This window comes from Candidatus Pelagibacter sp. PS_17 (assembly GCF_059417945.1).
Map to the genome: position 1 here is coordinate 682,205 of NZ_CM182073.1, position 19,806 is coordinate 702,010.

Annotated in this window: 22 protein-coding genes; 9 read left to right on the forward strand and 13 right to left on the reverse strand. The window is 29.1% G+C overall.

Annotation, left to right across the window (positions count from 1 at the left end):
* Positions 1–4: 4 nt before the first annotated feature.
* The 5 genes from trhO to gatC are packed head-to-tail and all read right to left on the reverse strand — an operon-like array spanning position 5 to position 4,820.
* Positions 5–910, reverse strand: coding sequence for an oxygen-dependent tRNA uridine(34) hydroxylase TrhO (trhO, locus tag AC5SML_RS03610; RefSeq protein WP_020169470.1), 906 nt, complete (start codon positions 908–910; stop codon positions 5–7).
* Entirely contained in the window at positions 910–1,560 is a 651-nt protein-coding gene (locus AC5SML_RS03615) for an O-methyltransferase (RefSeq protein WP_020169471.1), read from the reverse strand. Before AC5SML_RS03615 ends, trhO begins: the two co-directional genes overlap by 1 nt.
* 36 nt (positions 1,561–1,596) lie before the next feature.
* On the reverse strand, positions 1,597–3,075 hold the full coding sequence (gene gatB, locus AC5SML_RS03620; protein ID WP_011282144.1) for an Asp-tRNA(Asn)/Glu-tRNA(Gln) amidotransferase subunit GatB: 1,479 nt from the start codon (positions 3,073–3,075) through the stop codon (positions 1,597–1,599).
* A complete protein-coding gene (gatA, locus tag AC5SML_RS03625) occupies positions 3,076–4,533 on the reverse strand; it encodes an Asp-tRNA(Asn)/Glu-tRNA(Gln) amidotransferase subunit GatA (protein WP_011282145.1) in 1,458 nt (485 codons plus the stop codon).
* Positions 4,533–4,820 (reverse strand): Asp-tRNA(Asn)/Glu-tRNA(Gln) amidotransferase subunit GatC, encoded by a 288-nt coding sequence (gene gatC / locus AC5SML_RS03630; RefSeq protein WP_006996849.1) that lies wholly within the window; start codon positions 4,818–4,820, stop codon positions 4,533–4,535. Before gatC ends, gatA begins: the two co-directional genes overlap by 1 nt.
* 51 nt (positions 4,821–4,871) lie before the next feature.
* Here gatC and ruvX point away from each other — a divergent pair, with 51 nt between their 5' ends.
* The 7 genes from ruvX to AC5SML_RS03665 are packed head-to-tail and all read left to right on the forward strand — an operon-like array spanning position 4,872 to position 11,568.
* Entirely contained in the window at positions 4,872–5,327 is a 456-nt protein-coding gene (gene ruvX, locus AC5SML_RS03635) for a Holliday junction resolvase RuvX (protein WP_006996848.1), read from the forward strand.
* A 42-nt stretch (positions 5,328–5,369) separates the two neighbouring features.
* Positions 5,370–6,311: an aspartate carbamoyltransferase catalytic subunit gene (locus tag AC5SML_RS03640; RefSeq protein WP_027306988.1), complete on the forward strand. Its 942-nt coding sequence runs from the start codon at positions 5,370–5,372 to the stop codon at positions 6,309–6,311.
* A complete protein-coding gene (gene pyrC, locus AC5SML_RS03645) occupies positions 6,312–7,598 on the forward strand; it encodes a dihydroorotase (protein WP_006996846.1) in 1,287 nt (428 codons plus the stop codon).
* A 2-nt stretch (positions 7,599–7,600) separates the two neighbouring features.
* On the forward strand, positions 7,601–8,176 hold the full coding sequence (gene plsY, locus AC5SML_RS03650; RefSeq protein WP_006996845.1) for a glycerol-3-phosphate 1-O-acyltransferase PlsY: 576 nt from the start codon (positions 7,601–7,603) through the stop codon (positions 8,174–8,176).
* 37 nt (positions 8,177–8,213) lie between these two features.
* Positions 8,214–10,805 (forward strand): type I DNA topoisomerase, encoded by a 2,592-nt coding sequence (gene topA, locus AC5SML_RS03655; RefSeq protein WP_006996844.1) that lies wholly within the window; start codon positions 8,214–8,216, stop codon positions 10,803–10,805.
* Positions 10,802–11,104, forward strand: a complete 303-nt coding sequence (locus tag AC5SML_RS03660) for a hypothetical protein (RefSeq protein ID WP_006996843.1) — start codon at positions 10,802–10,804, stop codon at positions 11,102–11,104. The genes topA and AC5SML_RS03660 overlap by 4 nt, the downstream gene beginning before the upstream one ends.
* A 2-nt stretch (positions 11,105–11,106) precedes the next feature.
* The gene (locus AC5SML_RS03665; protein ID WP_006996842.1) at positions 11,107–11,568 is read left to right on the forward strand and encodes a RidA family protein; all 462 of its coding nucleotides are present in this window, start codon (positions 11,107–11,109) and stop codon (positions 11,566–11,568) included.
* On the opposite strand, the gene AC5SML_RS03670 is transcribed toward AC5SML_RS03665, so the two are convergent.
* Positions 11,565–12,863, reverse strand: a complete 1,299-nt coding sequence (locus AC5SML_RS03670) for a UDP-glucose dehydrogenase family protein (RefSeq protein ID WP_494616867.1) — start codon at positions 12,861–12,863, stop codon at positions 11,565–11,567. The genes AC5SML_RS03665 and AC5SML_RS03670 overlap by 4 nt on opposite strands.
* Positions 12,860–13,675: a sugar phosphate nucleotidyltransferase gene (locus tag AC5SML_RS03675; RefSeq protein ID WP_006996840.1), complete on the reverse strand. Its 816-nt coding sequence runs from the start codon at positions 13,673–13,675 to the stop codon at positions 12,860–12,862. Before AC5SML_RS03675 ends, AC5SML_RS03670 begins: the two co-directional genes overlap by 4 nt.
* 4 nt (positions 13,676–13,679) lie before the next feature.
* Here AC5SML_RS03675 and panC point away from each other — a divergent pair, with 4 nt between their 5' ends.
* A complete protein-coding gene (gene panC / locus AC5SML_RS03680) occupies positions 13,680–14,522 on the forward strand; it encodes a pantoate--beta-alanine ligase (RefSeq protein WP_494616868.1) in 843 nt (280 codons plus the stop codon).
* Here the strand turns inward: panC and mgtE are convergent.
* The gene (mgtE, locus tag AC5SML_RS03685) at positions 14,519–15,892 is read right to left on the reverse strand and encodes a magnesium transporter (protein WP_006996838.1); all 1,374 of its coding nucleotides are present in this window, start codon (positions 15,890–15,892) and stop codon (positions 14,519–14,521) included. The genes panC and mgtE overlap by 4 nt on opposite strands.
* 61 nt (positions 15,893–15,953) lie before the next feature.
* Between mgtE and lipB the strand changes: the two genes are divergently transcribed.
* Positions 15,954–16,574 (forward strand): lipoyl(octanoyl) transferase LipB, encoded by a 621-nt coding sequence (lipB, locus tag AC5SML_RS03690; RefSeq protein ID WP_006996837.1) that lies wholly within the window; start codon positions 15,954–15,956, stop codon positions 16,572–16,574.
* Here lipB and AC5SML_RS03695 read toward each other — a convergent pair.
* Genes AC5SML_RS03695 through rpsM form a run of 5 tightly spaced genes read right to left on the reverse strand, consistent with a single transcriptional unit; the run spans position 16,555 to position 19,806 of the window.
* Positions 16,555–17,469: an RluA family pseudouridine synthase gene (locus AC5SML_RS03695; RefSeq protein WP_006996836.1), complete on the reverse strand. Its 915-nt coding sequence runs from the start codon at positions 17,467–17,469 to the stop codon at positions 16,555–16,557. The genes lipB and AC5SML_RS03695 overlap by 20 nt on opposite strands.
* 24 nt (positions 17,470–17,493) lie before the next feature.
* Positions 17,494–17,931 carry a 50S ribosomal protein L17 gene (gene rplQ / locus AC5SML_RS03700; protein WP_006996835.1) on the reverse strand — a complete coding sequence of 146 codons (438 nt, stop codon included), beginning with the start codon at positions 17,929–17,931 and terminating at the stop codon, positions 17,494–17,496.
* Entirely contained in the window at positions 17,931–18,959 is a 1,029-nt protein-coding gene (locus AC5SML_RS03705) for a DNA-directed RNA polymerase subunit alpha (protein WP_006996834.1), read from the reverse strand. Before AC5SML_RS03705 ends, rplQ begins: the two co-directional genes overlap by 1 nt.
* A 3-nt stretch (positions 18,960–18,962) precedes the next feature.
* Positions 18,963–19,415, reverse strand: a complete 453-nt coding sequence (rpsK, locus tag AC5SML_RS03710; protein WP_006996833.1) for a 30S ribosomal protein S11 — start codon at positions 19,413–19,415, stop codon at positions 18,963–18,965.
* 7 nt (positions 19,416–19,422) lie between these two features.
* Entirely contained in the window at positions 19,423–19,806 is a 384-nt protein-coding gene (gene rpsM, locus AC5SML_RS03715; RefSeq protein ID WP_006996832.1) for a 30S ribosomal protein S13, read from the reverse strand.

Here is a 19,806-nt window from a genome sequence, read left to right on the forward strand (position 1 = left end):
TTTCCTATTTAAATTCTTTTTGAAATATATGCTTCGATCCACTCTTTTTAGCAAGGTTTATTTGCTTTTGTCTCATTCGAAATCTCTCTTTTTGAGTTTGAGTTAAATTATCATGACAATTTACGCATGAAACACCCTCCTCATATTTTTTAGACTTCTTATCTTTTGGTGAAACTGGTTTTCTACATCCACTACACATTGAGTATGTACCAGTTACTAATCCATGTTTAACACTGATTCTGTTATCAAAGACAAAACATTCCCCATTCCATAAACTTTCTTTTTTTTTAATATTTTTTAAATAATTTAAAATTCCACCTTTTAGCTGATAAACATTTTTAAAACCTTTTTTTTCTAAAAATACCGAAGCTTTCTCACATCTTATTCCACCAGTACAAAACATTGCAATTGGTTTCGTTTTTTTTAGTTTATTTAGGTATTTTGGAAATTCTCTAAAATTAGCAACATCAGGATTAACTGATCTTTTAAAGGTGCCCACATTATATTCAAATGGTTTTCTAGAATCTAGAACTAATGTGTCTTTATCATTAATTAACTTATTCCATTTTTTAGGATCTATATGATTATTTTTCTTATTTTTTGATGACAAAGAAAGACCCATGGGAACTACTTCTTTTTTAATTTTTACTTTTGGCTTATGAAATGGTTGAAATTTACTTTTTGAAATATTTTCACTATCAAACTTTTTAAAATTCAATATCTTTTTAATCTTGTTGATAGTTGACTTTAGATCGTTAGCTTTTCCTGAGATTGTTGCATTTACTCCTTCATTAGCTATAATTATTGTTCCTCGAATATTTTTTTTAATCAAATAATCCTGTAGTAAAATCTTATTTTTTTTTAGAGAAGTGAGTTTTTTAAATTTGTAAAAACCAAAAACATCAAACATTATATCACTCTACAAACAGTCATACCGTCACCTAAAGGGACAATGATTTGCTCCACTCTTTTATCGTTTGCAACATAAGTATTAAAATCTCTAATATTTACAGTGAATTTATCTAAATTATCTTCATCAGCGACCTCACCATGCCATAAAACATTGTCTACAATAATCAATCCTCCTTTATCTAATAACTTCAGTGATTTTTCATAATATTCTTTATAATTCATTTTATCGGCATCAATAAAAACCATATCAAATTTACTATTCTTTAATTCATCTAAACTATCTAATGCAGGCTTAACAATTGTTTGAATTTTATTAGTAAGATTAGCTTTTTTAAAAAAACTTACTGCAATCTTGTTGGTTTCTTTGTCTTTATCTAGCGCTATAAGTTTCCCATCATCTGGTAATGCTAAAGCTATTGAAAGTGCACTTAACCCAGTAAAAGTACCAATTTCAAGTACATTTTTAATGTTAGAAGTTTTTATAATTAAATGAAGAAAATGACATTGAGATGTTGCTACTTGCATTCTCTTAACGTCTCCAAGTGTATTATTGTATTCGATTATTTCTTGCTGGATGGGATTTAACTTTAAACTAAAATTATTTATATATTTTTCAAGCTTTTCAGTAATTCTAATTGCTTTACCCATGGTATTTTAAGTCCTTTTTATCTACCTATTTTAAGACTATTGAAGTTTTTTCTTTAATATTTCATTTATTAGTTGTGGATTAGCTTTACCACCTGAAACTTTCATTGCTTGACCTACAAAGAAACCAAATAGCTTTTCTTTACCATTCTTATATTCAATAGCTTTTTCTCTATTAGTATCAATTATTTTATCTATTAACGCCTCTAAAGCTTTAGGGTCACTTTCCTGTTTTAAACCTTTTTCTTCAACAATTATTTGAGGATCTATGTCTCCATCAATCATCAATTCAAATATTGTTTTAGCTATTTTTCCAGAAATTGTTCCATTCTTAATTAGATTAATTAACTTTGCTAAATTTTTGGCACTTACTGGGCTTTCAGATATTTCTAAATTTTTATTATTTAAAACAGCAAATAATTCACCTGTAATCCAGTTAACTGCTAACTTCATATCTTTGTTTTTGCCCATTTTAGCAACTACCTCTTCAAAATATTTAGCTGTTTCAATATCTGATACTAAAATTGTTGCTTCGTAAGCAGAGACTTTAAACTCATCAATAAATCTTTTTTTCTTATCGTCTGGTAATTCTGGGATATCTGCTTTAAGTTTTTCAATAAATTCATCTGTTACTTCTAATGGTAATAGGTCTGGATCTGGAAAATATCGATAATCATGAGCATCTTCTTTAGATCTCATAGATCTTGTTTCATTTTTTTTAGTATCAAATAATCTTGTTTCTTGATCAATTGTTTTACCATCTTCAATTAAATCAACTTGTCTATTAGCTTCATAATCAATAGCCATTTGCATAAATTTAATTGAGTTAACATTTTTAATCTCACAACGAGTTCCAAGTTTATCAGAACCTTTAATTCTAACAGAAATATTGACATCAGCTCTTAAAGAGCCTTCCTGCATATTTCCATCACACGTACCAAGGTATCTCATAATAGATCTTAATTTTTTAATATAAGCACTAACTTCATCTGGAGTTCTCATGTCTGGTTTGCTAACAATTTCCATCAAAGCTACACCAGATCTATTTAAGTCAACCAATGTATTTTGTGGGTCCATATCATGAATACTTTTTCCAGCATCTTGTTCTAGGTGTAATCTTTCAATCCCTACTTCTTTTTGGCCATGTGCCATATCAAGAATAACTGTTCCCTCTCCTACTATTGGATACTTAAACTGTGAGATCTGATAACCTTGTGGAAGATCTGCATAAAAATAATTTTTTCTATCGAAAACTGATCTTTTATTAATTTGAGCTCTTAAGCCTATTCCCGTTTTAATTGCTTGTTTTACACAGTACTCATTAATAACCGGAAGCATTCCTGGAAATGCTGCATCTACTAAACTTACTTGTGTATTAGGTTCAGCACCAAAGGTAGTTGATGAAGATGAAAATAATTTTGAATTTGATGTAACCTGAGCATGAACTTCAAGACCAATTACCACTTCGTAAACATTGTCTCGTCTTTCGATTAAGTATTCTGAATTATCTTTAGTCATTTATTTAATCCACCAGTCAGTAATTTTGTTTTTAAACTGGATTTTCTCTTCCATAGCATAAGCAATGTTTAAAATATTTTGTTCATCAAAAGCTTTACCAATAATTTGTAGTCCCAATGGATAACCTTTAACATCTATTCCAGCTGGAATTGAAATTGCTGGTAATCCAGCTAAATTCACTGGAACTGTAAATATATCATTTAAATACATTGAAACGGGGTCATTAGTTTTTTCACCAATTTTAAAAGCAGCACTTGGTGTTGATGGAGTTAAAATTGCATCAACTTTTTTGTAAGCTTCATCAAAATCGTTTTTTATTAATTTTCTAACTTTTTGAGCCTTTAGATAATAAGCATCATAATAACCAGAGGATAAAACATAAGTTCCAATCATTATTCTTCTTTGAACTTCGCTACCAAAACCTTCAGATCTTGTCTTTTCATACATATCAATAAGGTTTTCACCTTTAGATCTAAAACCATACTTAACACCATCATATCTTGCTAAGTTTGAAGAAGCTTCCGCAGGGGCCACTATATAATAAGTAGGTAGAGCATAGTTTGTATGAGGTAATGAAATTTCTACAATTTCAGCACCACAATCTTTTGCATACTCAATGCCCTTCGTCCATAAATCCTCTATTTCTTTTGGCATTCCATCAACTCTATATTCTTTAGGAATTCCAATTTTCTTACCTTTAATATTATTTGTTAATTCTTTACTGTATTCATTTCTTTTAAAATCAATCGATGTTGAGTCTTTTTCATCATAAGTACTAATTATTTCTTGAAGCAATGCGCAATCTTTTACATCTTTAGACATTGGTCCTGCTTGATCTAATGAAGATGCAAAAGCAACAATTCCATATCGTGAACAACTTCCATAAGTAGGCTTTAATCCAACAGTACCTGTAAATGAAGCAGGTTGTCTAATAGAGCCACCTGTATCAGTTCCAATTGTAATAGGCGTTAAATTAGCTGCTAGAGCTGATGCAGAGCCTCCTGAAGAGCCACCTGGTACTAAACCTTTGTCTATTGGACTTTGTACATTTCCAAAAAAACTAGTTTCATTAGATGAGCCCATTGCAAATTCATCACAATTTAACTTACCAAGTAATATCGCACCTTCATTCCAAATATTTTGAGTAACGGTAGACTCGTATGGTGGAATAAAATTATTTAAAATTTTACTACCTGCTGTAGTTTTTACATCTTTGGTACAAAACAAATCTTTAACTGCTATTGGAACACCTGGAAGTTTTAAATCAAAATTTGGTTTTTGATCAAAACTTTTAGCTTTCAAAAGTGCGTTAGAAAAATCTTCTGTTATGTATGTATTTAAATCTCTAGATTTTTCTCCTCTATCAATAAAAGCTTTGGTAGTTTCTTCAGAAGAAATCTTTTTATCTTTAATATTTTTAACTAATTCAGTTAAAGTGAGTGATGTGATATCAGACATTATTCAACAACCCTTGGTACTACAAAAAAATCTTCATTTTCCTCTGGTGAATTTTTTAATATTTGATCTCTTATATTTTCACTTTTAACCTCGTCGGCTCTTAATTTTAATGTGGTCTCTGCAACAGAAGTTAAAGGCTCAATATTATCAGTATTGAGTTCATTTAATTTTTCAATGAAATCAAATATAGAGTTGAGATCTCCAGCTAATTTATTAGCTTTTGCATCATCAACTGAGATTCTTGATAATTTAGATATATGCTTTATTGTTTTAAGATCAATTGTCATGTGGTAATTAAATATGTCGGCAAACTATCACTTAAGTATAAAATATACAATATGATCACAATTGAAGATTTTAAAATAAAACACACTAATAAAGTGAGATTTATTGGTTTAGATTTAGGGTCTAAAAGAATTGGAGTCTCAATTTGTGATGAAAGACAATCCATAGCCACACCCTTTAAAACCATAAACAAAACCAACACAAACGAACTAATTGATGAACTTAAGATAATAATTAAGGATAATAATATTGGTGGAATAATTGTCGGGAACCCAGTTAATATGGATGGTAGTCTAGGTAGATCAGCTCAATCAGTTAATGATGTTGCATCAAATATATCAAAATCTATAGACCTACCAGTAATTTTATGGGATGAGAGACTTTCAACAGTTGGAGCATTTAATCTATCGAGTTTATTAGACGTTAACGTTTCAAAAAGAGTTAAAACAATTGATCAAAATGCTGCAGCCTTTATTTTACAAGGGGCAATAGACTTTTTAAATAATTAATACTTGCCATAGTGATGGTTAATAGTTATAGAGTTAATTTTAATGGCAACCAAAACAAATAAAGCTATTAAAATCTCTCAAAAACACCTCCTAGGTATTCAAGATCTATCAATTAATGATGTTAATCTTATTTTAGAAGAAGCTAAAAGTTTCATCAAATTAAATCAAAGTAAAAACAAAAGATTAAATGTCTTAAGTGGTAAAACTCAAATTAATTTGTTTTTTGAACCTTCCACTAGAACACAGAGTTCATTTGAATTAGCTGGAAAAAGATTAGGTGCAGATGTTATGTCAATGAATATGGCAAATTCAGCTATTAAGAAAGGTGAAACACTCATAGATACTGCAATGACTTTAAATGCAATGCATCCTGATATAATTGTAATTAGACACCAAGATTCAGGTGCGTGTAATCTTTTATCTCAAAAAGTAAATTGCGCAGTACTTAATGCTGGAGATGGAAGCCGTGAACACCCTACTCAAGCTTTACTAGATGCTTTAACAATTATAAATCGAAAAAAAAAAATTGAAGGTTTAAGAGTTGCGATTTGTGGTGACATAACTCATTCACGTGTTGCAAGATCAAATATTTATCTTTTAAATATGTTAGGTGCAGAAGTTAACATTATTGCACCATCAAATTTAATGCCAAAAGAAATAGAAAAGTTTGGGGTTAATACTTTTACAGATATGAAAAAAGGTTTGAAAGATTGTGATATTGTAATGATGTTAAGGTTACAAAATGAAAGGATGACTAGTTCTTTCTTGTCTTCTAATAGAGAGTACTATGAATATTATGGACTAACTCCAGATAAACTTGCTCATGCAAAAGATGATGCTTTAATTATGCATCCAGGCCCTATGAATAGAGGGATCGAAATTGACACTAAATTAGCAGATGACATTAACAGAAGCGTAATTAAGGAACAGGTTGAACTAGGTGTTGCAGTAAGAATGGCTTGTTTAAAAATATTTTGTGAATAAATGAAAAAACAATACTTTATAAATGCAAATATAATTGACCCTTATAACTCTATCAATGAGAAAGGTGGATTAATTATTGGAGAAGATGGCTTTATTGAAGCTGTTGGTAAAAAAGTAAATACTAATAACATTCCTTCAAGAGAAAAAGTAATAGATTTAAATGGCAAATATATATTCCCAGGTCTAGTTGATATGCGTGTCTTTGCAGGTGAACCTGGTTATGAATATAAAGAAAATTTTAGAACGCTAAGTAACGCAGCTCTTGCAGGAGGTGTTACTTCAGTTGTTACTATGCCTAATACTGACCCAATTATAGATAACGTTTCAATAGTAGATTTTTTAAAAAGACGTGGAAGAGATAAATCTAAAATAAATGTTTTTCCAAGTGCTGCTCTTACCAAAAATATTGAAGGAACTAGCATGACTGAATTTGGTCTACTTCAAAGTAGAGGAATAATTGGATTTACTGATGGAGTTAAAACAATTCAAAATACTAGATTAATGTCACGCATAATGAATTCAGCTAAAGACTTAGGCACACTGATCATGCAACACGCTGAAGATTATGATTTATCCAAAAATGGAATGATTAATTCTGGAATTATTGCAACTAAACTTGGATTATCTGGAATACCTGCTGTTGCTGAAAGAATAATTATTGAAAGAGATTTAACGTTACTTGAAAACATTAAATGCAGATATCACATATCACAGATTTCAGCTGCTAAATCAGTAGAAATTATTGAGGAAAGAAAAAATAAAGTTAAATTTACAACAGGTGTCTCCATAAATAATCTTTCATTAAATGAAAATGATATAGGAGATTTTAGAACTTTTTTAAAATTATCACCGCCATTAAGAACTGAAGAAGATAGAATTGCTCTAGTACAAGGATTAAAAGATGAAACGATAGACGTTATTGTATCTGATCACAAACCAGAAGATGAAGAGCAAAAAAGATTAACGTTTGCACAAGCATCTACAGGGGCCTCTGGAATAGAAACGCTTTTATCATTAAGTCTAGAATTATATCACAATGGCTCTGTTAAATTAGAAACTATCATTAAAGCTTTAACATCAAACCCTGCAAAAATTTTAAAAATTGATAAGGGTAATCTTTCAGTGGGCAATGAAGCAGATTTTTGCATTGTTGATATTGACAAGCCATGGGTTGTCAAAAAAGATAAGCTTGTCTCCAAATCAAAAAATACCTCTATTGAAGACAAAAAACTTCAAGGAAAAGTCACCAATACATTTGTAAAAGGTGAAGAATTATTTAAGTTATAATAATGGAATATTTAATTGTTGCATTAAGTTCATATTTATTAGGATCAATACCTTTTGGTTTTATACTTACAAAAATATTTTTAAAAAAAGATATTAGAGATATTGGCTCAGGAAACATTGGGGCAACAAACGCTCTTAGAACAGGCAATAAAACATTAGGCTACGCAACTTTACTACTGGATATAACAAAAGCTGTATTGCCTGTTTTATATGTAAAATTTAATTATCCTGATTACATCTTCATTGCATCATTAAGTGCATTTTTAGGTCATGTTTTTCCAATATGGCTTAAGTTTAAAGGGGGTAAGGGTGTTGCAACATATGTTGGAATATTATTTTCGATAAACATTTTTTTGGGTTTGGTATTTATTATTAGTTGGGCTGTTACATTTCTTATTTCAAAATACTCATCACTTTCATCACTAGTTGGTAGTTTAATGGTGCCAATGTATTTAATAGTTTTTGAAAATTATAATTCAATATTTTTCATAATAATGTTTGTGCTTATATTCTACACGCACAGAGAAAACGTCAAACGATTGAAAAACAAAGAAGAAACTAAGACTAAAATTTATTGATTTGACTATCTAAGTCTTTTAAGTAATTTGTTTAGTAATGAATCTTGTAGTCGTAGAAAGTCCAGCTAAAGCAAAAACTATCAACAAATATCTTGGTGATGATTATATTGTTTTAGCGAGTTATGGTCATATTAGAGACCTTCCCTCAAAAAATGGTTCTGTTGATCCAGAAAATAATTTTAAAATGGAATGGGAAGTCGATAGTTTTTCTAAAAAATATCTTAAAGAAATTACAGATGCAGCTAAGATTTCATCAAAAATCATATTAGCAACTGACCCAGACAGAGAGGGAGAAGCAATTGCTTGGCATGTTAAAGAATATTTAAATGAAAAAAAATTAATTAAAGACAAGCATATAGAAAGAGTTGTTTTTAATGAAATTACAAAAAAAGCTGTTATTCATGGAATTGAAAACCCTCGACAAATAGAGCCACTACTTGTTGATGCCTATATGGCTAGAAGAGCCTTAGACTATTTAGTTGGCTTTAATATATCACCAATTTTGTGGACAAAGTTACCAGGTTCTAAATCTGCAGGTCGTGTTCAGTCAGTTGCCTTAAAATTGATTACAGAACGAGAACATGAAATAGAGCTTTTTGATCCTGAGGAATTTTGGACTTTAAGTATTCAATTCAACGATAGTGATAAAAATTCTATATTAGCAAGTATCACTCAATTGAATGATAAAAAAATTGAAAAATTTTCTTTTAAAAATAAAGCTGAAATTGATAAAGCAATGGAAGAGGTTAAATCTAAGAATTTCAATATAAATGACATCTCTAGCAAAGTTGTTAATAGAAACCCTTCTGGCCCTTTTACTACCTCCACATTACAGCAAGTTTCTTCTGGTAGGTTAGGATTTGGAGCGTCACGTACAATGCAAATAGCTCAAAAACTTTATCAAGGTATAGAAATTGACGGTGAAACTATTGGTCTTATTACGTATATGCGAACAGATGGCACTAACCTGTCCACAGACGCTATAGATACTTTTAGAAAATATATAAAAAATGAATTTGGTGATGAATATGTTCCAGATAACGCTGCAAGTTACTCTGGAAAAAAAGCTAAAAATGCTCAAGAGGCACATGAAGCAATTAGACCCACAGATATAATGCGAGCACCAGATACAGTTAAAAAATACCTTAGTCCAGATCAGCATAAATTATATGATTTAATTTGGAGTAGAGCCCTATCCTCTCAAATGAAACCCGCTCAATTTGATAGAAATACTATAACGATATCTTCGGATGATAATGGAACAATTTGTAAAGCTAGTGGATCTGTTATTAAATTTGATGGCTTTTTAAAAGTTATGAAAGATACTAAAAAAGATGATGATGAAGATATCCTTCCTGAAATGAACAAGGGTCCAGTTAATATAGAATCTCTATTAGATGAACAGCATTTTACACAGCCACCACCAAGATATTCAGAAGCTAGTTTGGTTAAGAAATTAGAAGAATTAGGTATTGGAAGACCTTCAACATATGCAAGTATAATATCTGTTATATCTACTAGAGGATATGCGGAAACAATTAATAAAAGATTTCACCCAACTGATCGTGGTAAATTAATTTCTGCTTTTCTTGAAAAGCTTTTCTCTAAGTATGTTGATTATAACTTCACAGCAAGTTTAGAAAATCAACTTGATGATATTACTACCGGGAAGGAAGGATGGATAAAAGTTCTAGAGTTATTTTGGAAAGACTTTAATCAAAACGTATCTGACGTTAAAGAGAAAAGAACTAGGGAGGTTTTAGATCTATTAAACGATAGTCTAGGAAGTTTAATTTTTGAAAGAGATGCAGATGGAAATATTAATAGACAATGCAAGTTATGTGACAGTGGATCATTAAGTTTAAAAAATAGTTTTAGGGGTGGTGCTTTTATTGGTTGCTCAAATTATCCAGATTGTAAATTTACCAGACCCCTGTCTAAAGCAAAAGCAGCTGCTCAATCTCAATTAGCTGAACCAAAATTTATAGGTAAACATGAAAATGGAAATGACATGTACCTTAAAAATGGAAGGTTTGGTCCCTACTTACAGTATGAAAAAATTGAGGAAATAAAAGAAAAGATTATAATTGAAACAAAAAAGAAAAAGAAAACAAAAAAAAAGAAGATAGAAAAAGAAGATAATAATTTAAGAAATGTCTCAATACCTAAAGGAATTACATTAGATAGCGTGGATCTTGATAGAGCTAAATTTTTATGTTCATTACCAAAAAGTTTAGGCATTAACCCTGAAAATCAGAAAGATATAATATTAAACTCAGGAAGATTTGGCCCATATTTGAAATGTGAAAACAAATCAGCAAGAATTGAAAATGTTGAGGAGATCTTCTCAATTGGACTTAATAGAGCAATAACTCTAATAGCGGAGGCTAAACCTGGTAGAATGTCTGCATCAATTATAAAAGATCTAGGAGAACACCCTGAAGACAAAAAACCTGTTAGAGTAATGAAAGGGCAATATGGGCCTTATATTAAATATAAATCTCTTAATGCAACAATTCCAGAGGAAAAAGACCCTTTAGAACTTAATATGGAAGAAGCTTTAATATTAATTGAGAAAAGAAAAGAATACGATAAAAATAAAAAAGTTAAAAAAAAGAAAAAGAAATGAAAAAAATAATATTTATAACATTAATTACATCGGCACTTATGTCTAATGCTATGGCTGAAATAATTGATTGTAATCAGTTTGAAAAGGTTAGTGCTAAATACATAGAGTGTTCAGCGAAAAATCTAAAAGAAAAATCTTCAGAACTTAAATTAAAAGCAACGGTTGGAGCTGAAGAACTTAAAGATAAAATAACTACTAATGCTAAAAGTGGAAAAAAGAAATTTGACAAAATTAATTTAAAAGAAAAACTTGTTAAATTTAAAAACAGTAAAACATTAACTGAATTTATGGAGAAATAATCATGTCATATGAAGATAAAATTAAAGAATTAAAGTTAGAACTGCCAGAAGCAAGAGATCCTGTTGGATCATATCTTGCATCAAAACAAATTGGTAAGATGTTATTCATCTCAGGACAAATTTCTACTGCAGCAAATGGAGAATTAATCAAAGGTAAGGTTGGTAAGGATCTAAAAACTGAAGATGGATATGAAGCAGCTAAACGTTGTGGTTTAAACATTATATCTCAGGTTAAAAAAGCTTGTGGTAATGATCTTTCAAAAGTAAAATCTTGCATAAAGCTTACAGGATTTGTTAATTCAACAGAAGATTTTACTGAACAACCTAAAGTAATAAATGGTGCTTCAGATTTAATAGTTTCAGTTTTTGGAGACTCTGGAATGCATACAAGAGCAGCTGTTAGTACAAACAGTTTGCCCCTTGGTGTGTCAGTTGAGGTTGATGCTATTTTTGAATTAAATTAATTTCCAATACTAAAATATTTAATTTTATTATCTTTCATTTTATCAGCTGAGTAAATATTTCTCATATCAAAAATTGAGAATTTTTTATTTTTCACATCTTTTTTAAAATTAATATTTTTAAAATCATTCCATTCTGTGTGAATAACGATTAAATCTGATTTTTTAATTGCGTCTTTAATGTTGTTTGAAAAAGTAACATTATTAAATTTTTTAAAATCTAGTTTTTCTCCAGTTGGATCAAAATAATTTATCTTTGCACCTTTTTTAATTAATGCAGGGATCATTGTTAGACTTGAAGAATCTCTCATATCATCTGTATTGGCTTTAAATGTTACCCCTAAGAAACAAATATTTTTATTTTTTATTTTATTTTTTAAAATCTCAAAAACTTTTTTTAGCATTAGTGATGATCTATTTTCATTTGATTTAATAACACTTTTAATCACTGTTAAATTAGTTTTGAATTTATTTGCAGTGGCTGTAATGGCCTTAGTATCTTTTGGAAAACAAGATCCACCATAAGCAGGACCAGCTCTTAAAAAACGACTACCAATTCTATTATCGAGGCCCATACCGATAGAGATATCTTCAATGTTAACATTAATTTTTTCACATAAATTGGCTAGTTCATTGATAAAAGTAATCTTTGTTGCTAGAAAAGCATTAGAAGCATATTTTATTAATTCGGCTGCTCTTCGAGACGTATTAACGTATTTTGCACCTTTTGATATCAATGGCGAATAAAGATTTTTTAAAATCTTATTAGATTTTTTATTATGAGTCCCAATAACTACTCTGTCAGGGTAGGTAAAATCTCTTATAGCATCACCTTCTCTTAAAAATTCAGGATTTGAAACCACTGAAAAAAGTTTTTTTGATACTTTTTTTGAAATAATCTTTTCTATTTCGTCTCCTGTTGTCACAGGTACAGTAGATTTAGTTATAATAATTTTAAACTTTTTAATAGATTTGCTAATTTCTTTTGCAACATTGTATACCTGACTTAAATCAGCATTATTACCATTTTTTTTAGTGGGAGTGCCAACGCAAATAAAAATAATATCCGATTTTGAAATTGAATCTTTTAAATTTGTAGAGAACTTTAAACGATTATTTTTATAATTTTTAATGAGTAATTCTTCTAAACCAGGTTCATATATTGGGATAATACCATTTTTTAAGTTTTCAATTTTATTTAAATCTTTATCAACACAAATAACGTCATTTCCTAAATCTGAAAAACAAACTCCACTAACTAAACCGACATACCCCGTTCCTATCATGCAAAGTTTCATTGTTTAGAAATCTCCAACGTTGATTTAATATAACCCTTCATTGTTCCACAATCTAAGTATTTACCTAAAAAATTGTGACCAATAAATTGATTATCATCTTCTATTAAAGCTTGGATAGCGTCAGTGATATGAAATTCACCACTTTTACCTGGTTTAAGAGATTTTAATTTAGAAAAAATTGTTTTAGGTAATATATATCTTCCTATTACAGCATTATTAGAAGGTGAAGTTTTTATAGAAGGTTTTTCAACAACATTATTTATAATAAAATTATTTTTATCAATTTTTTTTCTGATGTTGTAGATACCCCACCTAGATACATCATTTTTATTAACCTTCATACTTGCCATAACTGATGCTTTAAATTTATTATGCACAGCAATCATTGACTTAGAGCAGTTTTTTTTAATTATCAAATCATCAGGTAATAACATTAAAAAATATTTATCTGTAATAAATTTTTTAGTCTTGTAGACAGCATCACCAGTTCCTAATGGTTTGTCTTGAAAAACAAATTTAATCATTTTTTTATATTTGAGAATTTTTTTATATTCTTTGATAATTTTTGGATCATTTTTTTTCTTGATAATATCTTTATAAAATTTATCATTATAAAAATATTTCTTTATCATCAATTTTTTTTTAGAAATAATAAATACAATTTCCTTAATACCAGCCTCAATACATTCTTCGATAATATATTCTAAGCCTGGTTTTCCATTAATAGGTAGAAGCTCTTTAGCAAAAACACTTGTTAGTGGTAGTAGTCTAGTCCCAAGACCAGCTAAAGGAATTATAGCTTGTTTAATCATATAAATGTTTTACTTATTAATATTCTTATTACAAATGAAATTAATAAAATTAAAAACTGATTTAATTAAGGCAATTGAGTTAGATAAAAGATTAGGTTTTGTCCCAACAATGGGAAGTTTACACGAAGGTCACAAGACATTAATCAAGACATCACAAAAAAACTGCAAAAAAACATTAGTCAGTATTTTTATTAATCCAACTCAATTTAATAATAAAAAAGATTACAAAACATACCCTAAAAATTTAAAGCAAGATTTGAGTTATCTTAAAAAACTTAAAGTTGACTATGTATATTTACCAACCATTAAACAAATTTATTGGAAAAAAAATAATGAAATCAAACTAAATAAATCACAAAAAATATTGTGTGCAAAATTTAGAAAAGGACATTTTGAAGGTGTACTTGATGTTTTGGATCGTTTTATTGAATTAATTTCTCCACAAAAAATGTTTATGGGAGAAAAAGATTTTCAACAATTTTTCTTGGTTAAAAACTATATTGAAAATAAACACAATACCAAAGTTCAAGTATGTAAAACAGTCAGAGAACAAAACAAACTAGCTTTATCTTCCAGAAACTCTTTATTAAATAAGAAAAGTTTTATTAATTCGGGAATAATTGCAAAAAAATTATTATCTTTAAAAAATGAAATTAAGAAAAACAAAAAAAATTACAAAAAAATGATATTTAATTTAAAGGAAGAGCTATCTAAAAATTTTGATATTAAAATTGAATATTTGGAATGTAGAAACACACATAATTTAAGCACAAATATTACGAACAAACCTTTTAAACTTTTTGTGGCTTACTATATTAATAACGTACGATTAATTGACAATTTTTAGAGAAAATAAGCACTAACACCAAGAAATGAAACAAAACCTATAACATCAGTAATAGTTGTTACAAACACACTTGATGCAATAGCAGGATCTATATCCATTTTTTTTAAAGTTATAGGTACTAAAATTCCAAATAAACCTGCAACAATCATCGTAACTATCATTGACATAGAAATTATTAAAGAAAGTAGAGAATCTTGAAACCAAACTTGAACTACTAAAGCACTTATTATTGCAAATATGATACCATTTAAAATACCAATATTAAATTCTTTTAAAATATTTTGAGTAAAATTGTTTTTTGTTAAGTCATTTGTTGCTAATGTTCTTACAGTTACAGCCAAAGTTTGCATTCCAGCATTACCACCCATAGATGCAACGATTGGCATAAGAAATGCAAGCACAACCATTTGTTCGATTGTTGCACCAAATAAACTAATAACCCACGTTGCAAGAAATGCTGTAAATAAGTTTAATAAAAGCCAGTTAAATCTTCTTCTAGTTTTCTTAAAAACTCCATCAGTAATTTCTTCATCCCCTACCCCAGCTAATCTTAAGGCATCTTCTTCGGCTTCTTCTTTTAATACAGTTAAAACATCGTCATACATAATCATACCAACCAACTTGTTTGATTTATCAACAACAGCTGCTGAATTTAAGCTATAGTTTTCAAACACGTTACCAACTTCTTCTTTGTCCATATCAACAGGAATAAGTAGTTGAGATTCTGACATAATAGAAAGCATTTTAGTTTCTCTCGAAGTAGTTAAAACTTTAGATGATGGAACAGTTCCAATCGGTTTAAAATCTTCATCTATAATAAAAATTTCAAGAAATTCCTCAGGTAAATCTTTATTTTCTCTTAAATAGTCAATTGTTTGACCAACTGACCAATTACTAGGAACTGCCGTGAATTCACGTTGCATTATTCTAGCAGCTGTGTCTTCCGGATAACTTAAGCTTTCAAGTAAAGCAAATCTATCTTTTGGAGGTAAGGAGCTTAATATTGTATTCTTATCTTTTTCATCAACATTTTCTAAAATTGTAATCGCATCATCAGATTCAAGATTTTTTAAAAGTCTAACAATAGTATCAGGTGAAAGATAAGCTATGATTTCAGACTGCACCGACTCGTTTAATTCAATAAAAACTTCTGGATCTATATTGAAATTATTAAGTTTAATTAAGCTTTCTCTATCATTTTGACCAAGATGTTCAATTATATCAGCCGCATCAGCTGGGTGCATCTCATTAAAAGAATTAGTAATAAATTGAGCATCATTATTAGCAATCTTAGAAGTAACAACTTTTATGTACTCTTTATTAAACTCAAAATTAACTTTTTTATCTTTTATTTTTTTTATTAAAGACATAAATTTACCTATAAATCAATTTTGCACTAATAGTGCATAATAAAAATAATACAATTTATAAATGAATATAGAGATTAAAAAGTCAATAAAACCAATAAAATATGAAGATGCAATAAAACTACTTGAAGAAAGATTATTGGAGATAAACAATGGTCAAAAAGAGGATTTAATATGGATCTTAGAACATGAAGAGGTTTATTCAGCAGGTACGAGTTATAAAGAAAAAGAAATTCTTAATAAAGATATTAGTCTAGTAAAAACAAACCGTGGAGGAAAAATTACTTATCATGGTCCAGGTCAATTGATTTGTTATTTTGTGATAGATTTAAAAAAAAGAAAAAAAGATATAAGAAAATTTATAACTTTAATTGAAGAGACGATTATTGACAGTTTATCAAAATTTAATATTAAGACATTTGGTGATCCAAAAAACATTGGTATTTGGACTGACCATAAAGGTAAAATTAATAAAGTTGCAGCAATTGGTGTAAGAGTAAGTAAGTGGATAGCATATCATGGATTTGCAATAAATATTAATAACGATCTTTCAAAATATAAAAATATTATTCCGTGTGGTATTTCAGACAAAGGCGTAATCAATCTTAAAGAAATTAAAGATCAAGACTATAAGAATTTAGATGAAATTATTATTGAAACCTTTTCTAAGAATTTGGAAATCTAAGTCTTTTTGTTTTTAAAAGTTTTTTAAAATAATCTGGTAATAATGCTGTGTAGGTATATTTTTTATCATTTATCATAAATTTAATTTGATATGAATGAAGCATTAAATTTTTATTTATTGCTTTATCTGTGTTACTAAATTTATATTTTTGATCTCCGTAGATTGGACATCCTACTGCATAAAGTTGTTTTCTTAGTTGATGTTTTCTTCCTGTGATTGGTTTCATTTCAACTAGACTACATATAGAATTTTTATCTAAAACTTTGTAAAGTGTTCTAGCTTTTTCAACTACCTCTCTATCATTATCATATCTGGTTAAATCATCATTCCACTCACCAGAGTCCTTTTGCAATTCTCCATGGCATATAGCCAGGTAAGTTTTATGAACTTTTCGAAGTCTAAATAAAGAGGTTAATAACTGAGCGGATTGTCTGTGTTTTGCCATAATAAAAACTCCAGATGTATCTTTATCAAGTCTATGTACAGAAAATGGTTTTGTGTCCTGAAAAATTTCACTACGAGCAAATATATCTACAAGATTTTTTTTAGATTTAGTTCCACCTTGAACTGAAATACCAGAGCTTTTATTAAGAACAATGAAATCATCATTATTATCAATTATTAATTCTTCATTTTCTTTAATAACTTCTTCTGAAGGTACAAATTTAATTGTCTTTTGAACAATTGTTTCTTTAAAATCAAAGTTGAATAAATCTATAGTGTCACCTGTCTTTACTTTATGAGAGCTTTTAATTTTTTTATTATTGATTTTAACTTTTCCACTTTTTAAACTTTTTTCAATTAGACCTTGAGGGTAATTGCCAAGATTATTACGTATCCATCTATCGATACGCATATCGTTAAACGTTGAATCAACGTTAAAAGACTTTTTCATGATGATATAATTTTATATAAAAAATTAAGCAGTAGCTAATTTTTTCTCTTCAGTTTTATCTTTAGCTGGATCTTTTTTCTTTCTATCAACTCTTTTTGCCTCAACATCTCTATCTACAAATTCAATTACAGCCATAGGTGCATTGTCACCATATCTAAAGCCAGCTTTGATGATTCTTGTGTAGCCACCATTTCTTGCTTCATATCTTTTTGACAATGTTTTTTTTACTTTATTCGCAGATGTTATATCTTGTAATTTAGACATTAACATTTTTGTAGTTTGAAGAGTCTCTTTTTTTCCTAAAGTTATGATTTTATCAGCTTGAGGTTTTAAGAATTTAGCTTTTGGAAGTGTTGTAGTGATCTGTTCATATTTTATTAAAGAATTAAGCATATTCTTCAATAAAGCTTTTCTATGTTCAGAAGTTCTATTTAACTTCTTATTAGCCATACCATGTCTCATTAGATTTGCTCCTCTAACTTTTTAGACATTTCAGCTATATTTTCTGGTGGCCAGTTCGGAATCTCCATACCTAAGTATAAAGACATACCAGTTAAAACTTCTTTTATTTCATTAAGTGATTTTCTTCCAAAGTTAGGTGTTCTAAGCATTTCACCTTCTGACTTTTGAACTAGATCTCCAATGTAAATAATATTATCATTTTTAAGACAATTCATAGAACGCACAGATAATTCAAGTTCATCAACTTTTCTTAATAAATTCTTATTGAATTCAGGCTCAGATGAAACTTCTTTTACAGGTACTTCAACAGGTTCGTCAAAATTAACAAACATATTTAGTTGATCTTGGAAAATTCTAGCAGAATAAGCAACGGCATCTTCAGCAGAAATTGATCCATTAGTTTCAACTTCCATAATTAATTTATCATAATCAAGGGCTTTTCCTTCTCTTGCTGTGCTTATAGAGTAAGAAACCTTCTTAACTGGACTATATAAAGAATCTATAGCAATTAATCCCAAAGGTGGTTCTTCTGGTTTGTTCATTACTGCAGGAACGTATCCCTTACCTGTTCCAACATTCATTTCCATATGGAAATGCGTATTTTCATCTAAATTACAAATAACCAGATCAGGATTTAAAATTTCAATATCGGCAACTGGTGCTATGTCAGAAGCTTTAATTTCTCCAGGACCCTTAGCATCTAAAATAAGTTTTTTAGTAGTTTCTGATGAGCTTTTTAAAGCTAATGATTTAACGTTTAAAACTATGTCAGTAACATCTTCTCTAACACCTTTGATAGATGTAAATTCATGTAAAACACCATCAATTTGAATTGAAGTTACAGCAGCACCTCTGATTGATGAAAGTAAAATTCTTCTTAAAGAATTACCTAAAGTTAAACCATATCCTTTTTCTAAAGGTTCTGCGATAATTTTTGCATGTGATTTGTCATCACTAATTTTAACATCTAATTGAGCTGGTTTAATTAATGCTTTCCAATTTTTAGCATTTACATTTAAACTTTCCATTTATTAAACTCTCCTTTTTTTTGGTGGTCTTACGCCGTTATGTGGCATTGGTGTTGTATCTTTTATTGAAAGAATCTTAAATCCTCTCGCTTGTAAAGCTCTTAATGCGGTTTCTCTTCCTGAACCAGGTCCTTTAACCTCAACTGATAAAGTTTTCATTCCATATTCTAAAGCTTTAGATGCAGCAGAATCTGCAGCAATTTGTGCAGCATAAGGTGTTGATTTTCTTGAACCTTTAAAACCTTTTTGTCCAGCGGATGCCCAAGAAATTACATTTCCATTAGTATCTGCAATTGAAATTATTGTATTGTTAAAAGTAGACTGTACATAAGCAATACCATTAAGAATATTTTTTTTTATTTTCTTTTTTTTGGAATAAGAACTTTTCTTAGATTTTTTATCTACTTTTTTTTCTACAACAGCATCTTTATTCTCAACTTTATCTACTTTAGCCATAAATTAATTATTTTTTAAGTGGAGTTAATTTTTTACCAGCAATTGCTATTGCTTTACCTTTTCTTGTTCTTGCATTACATCTTGTTCTTTGTCCTCTAACAGGAAGTTTTTTTCTATGTCTAGATCCCCTGTAACAAGCAAGGTCAATTAATCTTTTAATAGTTAAAGAGTAATCTCTTCTAAGATCACCTTCGACTTTAAAATTTGCATCAATGTATTCTCTAATTTTTAAAATATCTTCGTCAGTAAGTTCATTTATTCTTTTTGCTTTAGGAATTTCTAAAGAAGTACAAATTTGGCTAGAAAATTTATTACCAATACCATAGATGTACGTTAGTCCTATGTGGACAAGTTTGTTTTGCGGAATGTTTACACCTGCTATACGAGCCAT

What these genes read in the sequence shown, in the direction of transcription:
- gatA (WP_011282145.1), bottom strand. Translation starts at nt 4,533, where the DNA reads ATGTCTGATATCACATCACTCACTTTAACTGAATTAGTTAAAAATATT.
- rpsM (WP_006996832.1), bottom strand. Translation starts at nt 19,806, where the DNA reads ATGGCTCGTATAGCAGGTGTAAACATTCCGCAAAACAAACTTGTCCAC.
- AC5SML_RS03705 (WP_006996834.1), bottom strand. Translation starts at nt 18,959, where the DNA reads ATGGAAAGTTTAAATGTAAATGCTAAAAATTGGAAAGCATTAATTAAA.
- topA (WP_006996844.1), top strand. Translation starts at nt 8,214, where the DNA reads ATGAATCTTGTAGTCGTAGAAAGTCCAGCTAAAGCAAAAACTATCAAC.
- ruvX (WP_006996848.1), top strand. Translation starts at nt 4,872, where the DNA reads ATGATCACAATTGAAGATTTTAAAATAAAACACACTAATAAAGTGAGA.
- gatB (WP_011282144.1), bottom strand. Translation starts at nt 3,075, where the DNA reads ATGACTAAAGATAATTCAGAATACTTAATCGAAAGACGAGACAATGTT.
- mgtE (WP_006996838.1), bottom strand. Translation starts at nt 15,892, where the DNA reads ATGTCTTTAATAAAAAAAATAAAAGATAAAAAAGTTAATTTTGAGTTT.
- AC5SML_RS03695 (WP_006996836.1), bottom strand. Translation starts at nt 17,469, where the DNA reads ATGAAAAAGTCTTTTAACGTTGATTCAACGTTTAACGATATGCGTATC.
- gatC (WP_006996849.1), bottom strand. Translation starts at nt 4,820, where the DNA reads ATGACAATTGATCTTAAAACAATAAAGCATATATCTAAATTATCAAGA.
- rpsK (WP_006996833.1), bottom strand. Translation starts at nt 19,415, where the DNA reads ATGGCTAAAGTAGATAAAGTTGAGAATAAAGATGCTGTTGTAGAAAAA.
- AC5SML_RS03670 (WP_494616867.1), bottom strand. Translation starts at nt 12,863, where the DNA reads ATGAAACTTTGCATGATAGGAACGGGGTATGTCGGTTTAGTTAGTGGA.
- pyrC (WP_006996846.1), top strand. Translation starts at nt 6,312, where the DNA reads ATGAAAAAACAATACTTTATAAATGCAAATATAATTGACCCTTATAAC.
- AC5SML_RS03665 (WP_006996842.1), top strand. Translation starts at nt 11,107, where the DNA reads ATGTCATATGAAGATAAAATTAAAGAATTAAAGTTAGAACTGCCAGAA.
- rplQ (WP_006996835.1), bottom strand. Translation starts at nt 17,931, where the DNA reads ATGAGACATGGTATGGCTAATAAGAAGTTAAATAGAACTTCTGAACAT.
- plsY (WP_006996845.1), top strand. Translation starts at nt 7,601, where the DNA reads ATGGAATATTTAATTGTTGCATTAAGTTCATATTTATTAGGATCAATA.
- trhO (WP_020169470.1), bottom strand. Translation starts at nt 910, where the DNA reads ATGTTTGATGTTTTTGGTTTTTACAAATTTAAAAAACTCACTTCTCTA.
- AC5SML_RS03660 (WP_006996843.1), top strand. Translation starts at nt 10,802, where the DNA reads ATGAAAAAAATAATATTTATAACATTAATTACATCGGCACTTATGTCT.
- AC5SML_RS03615 (WP_020169471.1), bottom strand. Translation starts at nt 1,560, where the DNA reads ATGGGTAAAGCAATTAGAATTACTGAAAAGCTTGAAAAATATATAAAT.
- lipB (WP_006996837.1), top strand. Translation starts at nt 15,954, where the DNA reads ATGAATATAGAGATTAAAAAGTCAATAAAACCAATAAAATATGAAGAT.
- AC5SML_RS03675 (WP_006996840.1), bottom strand. Translation starts at nt 13,675, where the DNA reads ATGATTAAACAAGCTATAATTCCTTTAGCTGGTCTTGGGACTAGACTA.
- AC5SML_RS03640 (WP_027306988.1), top strand. Translation starts at nt 5,370, where the DNA reads ATGGCAACCAAAACAAATAAAGCTATTAAAATCTCTCAAAAACACCTC.
- panC (WP_494616868.1), top strand. Translation starts at nt 13,680, where the DNA reads ATGTTTTACTTATTAATATTCTTATTACAAATGAAATTAATAAAATTA.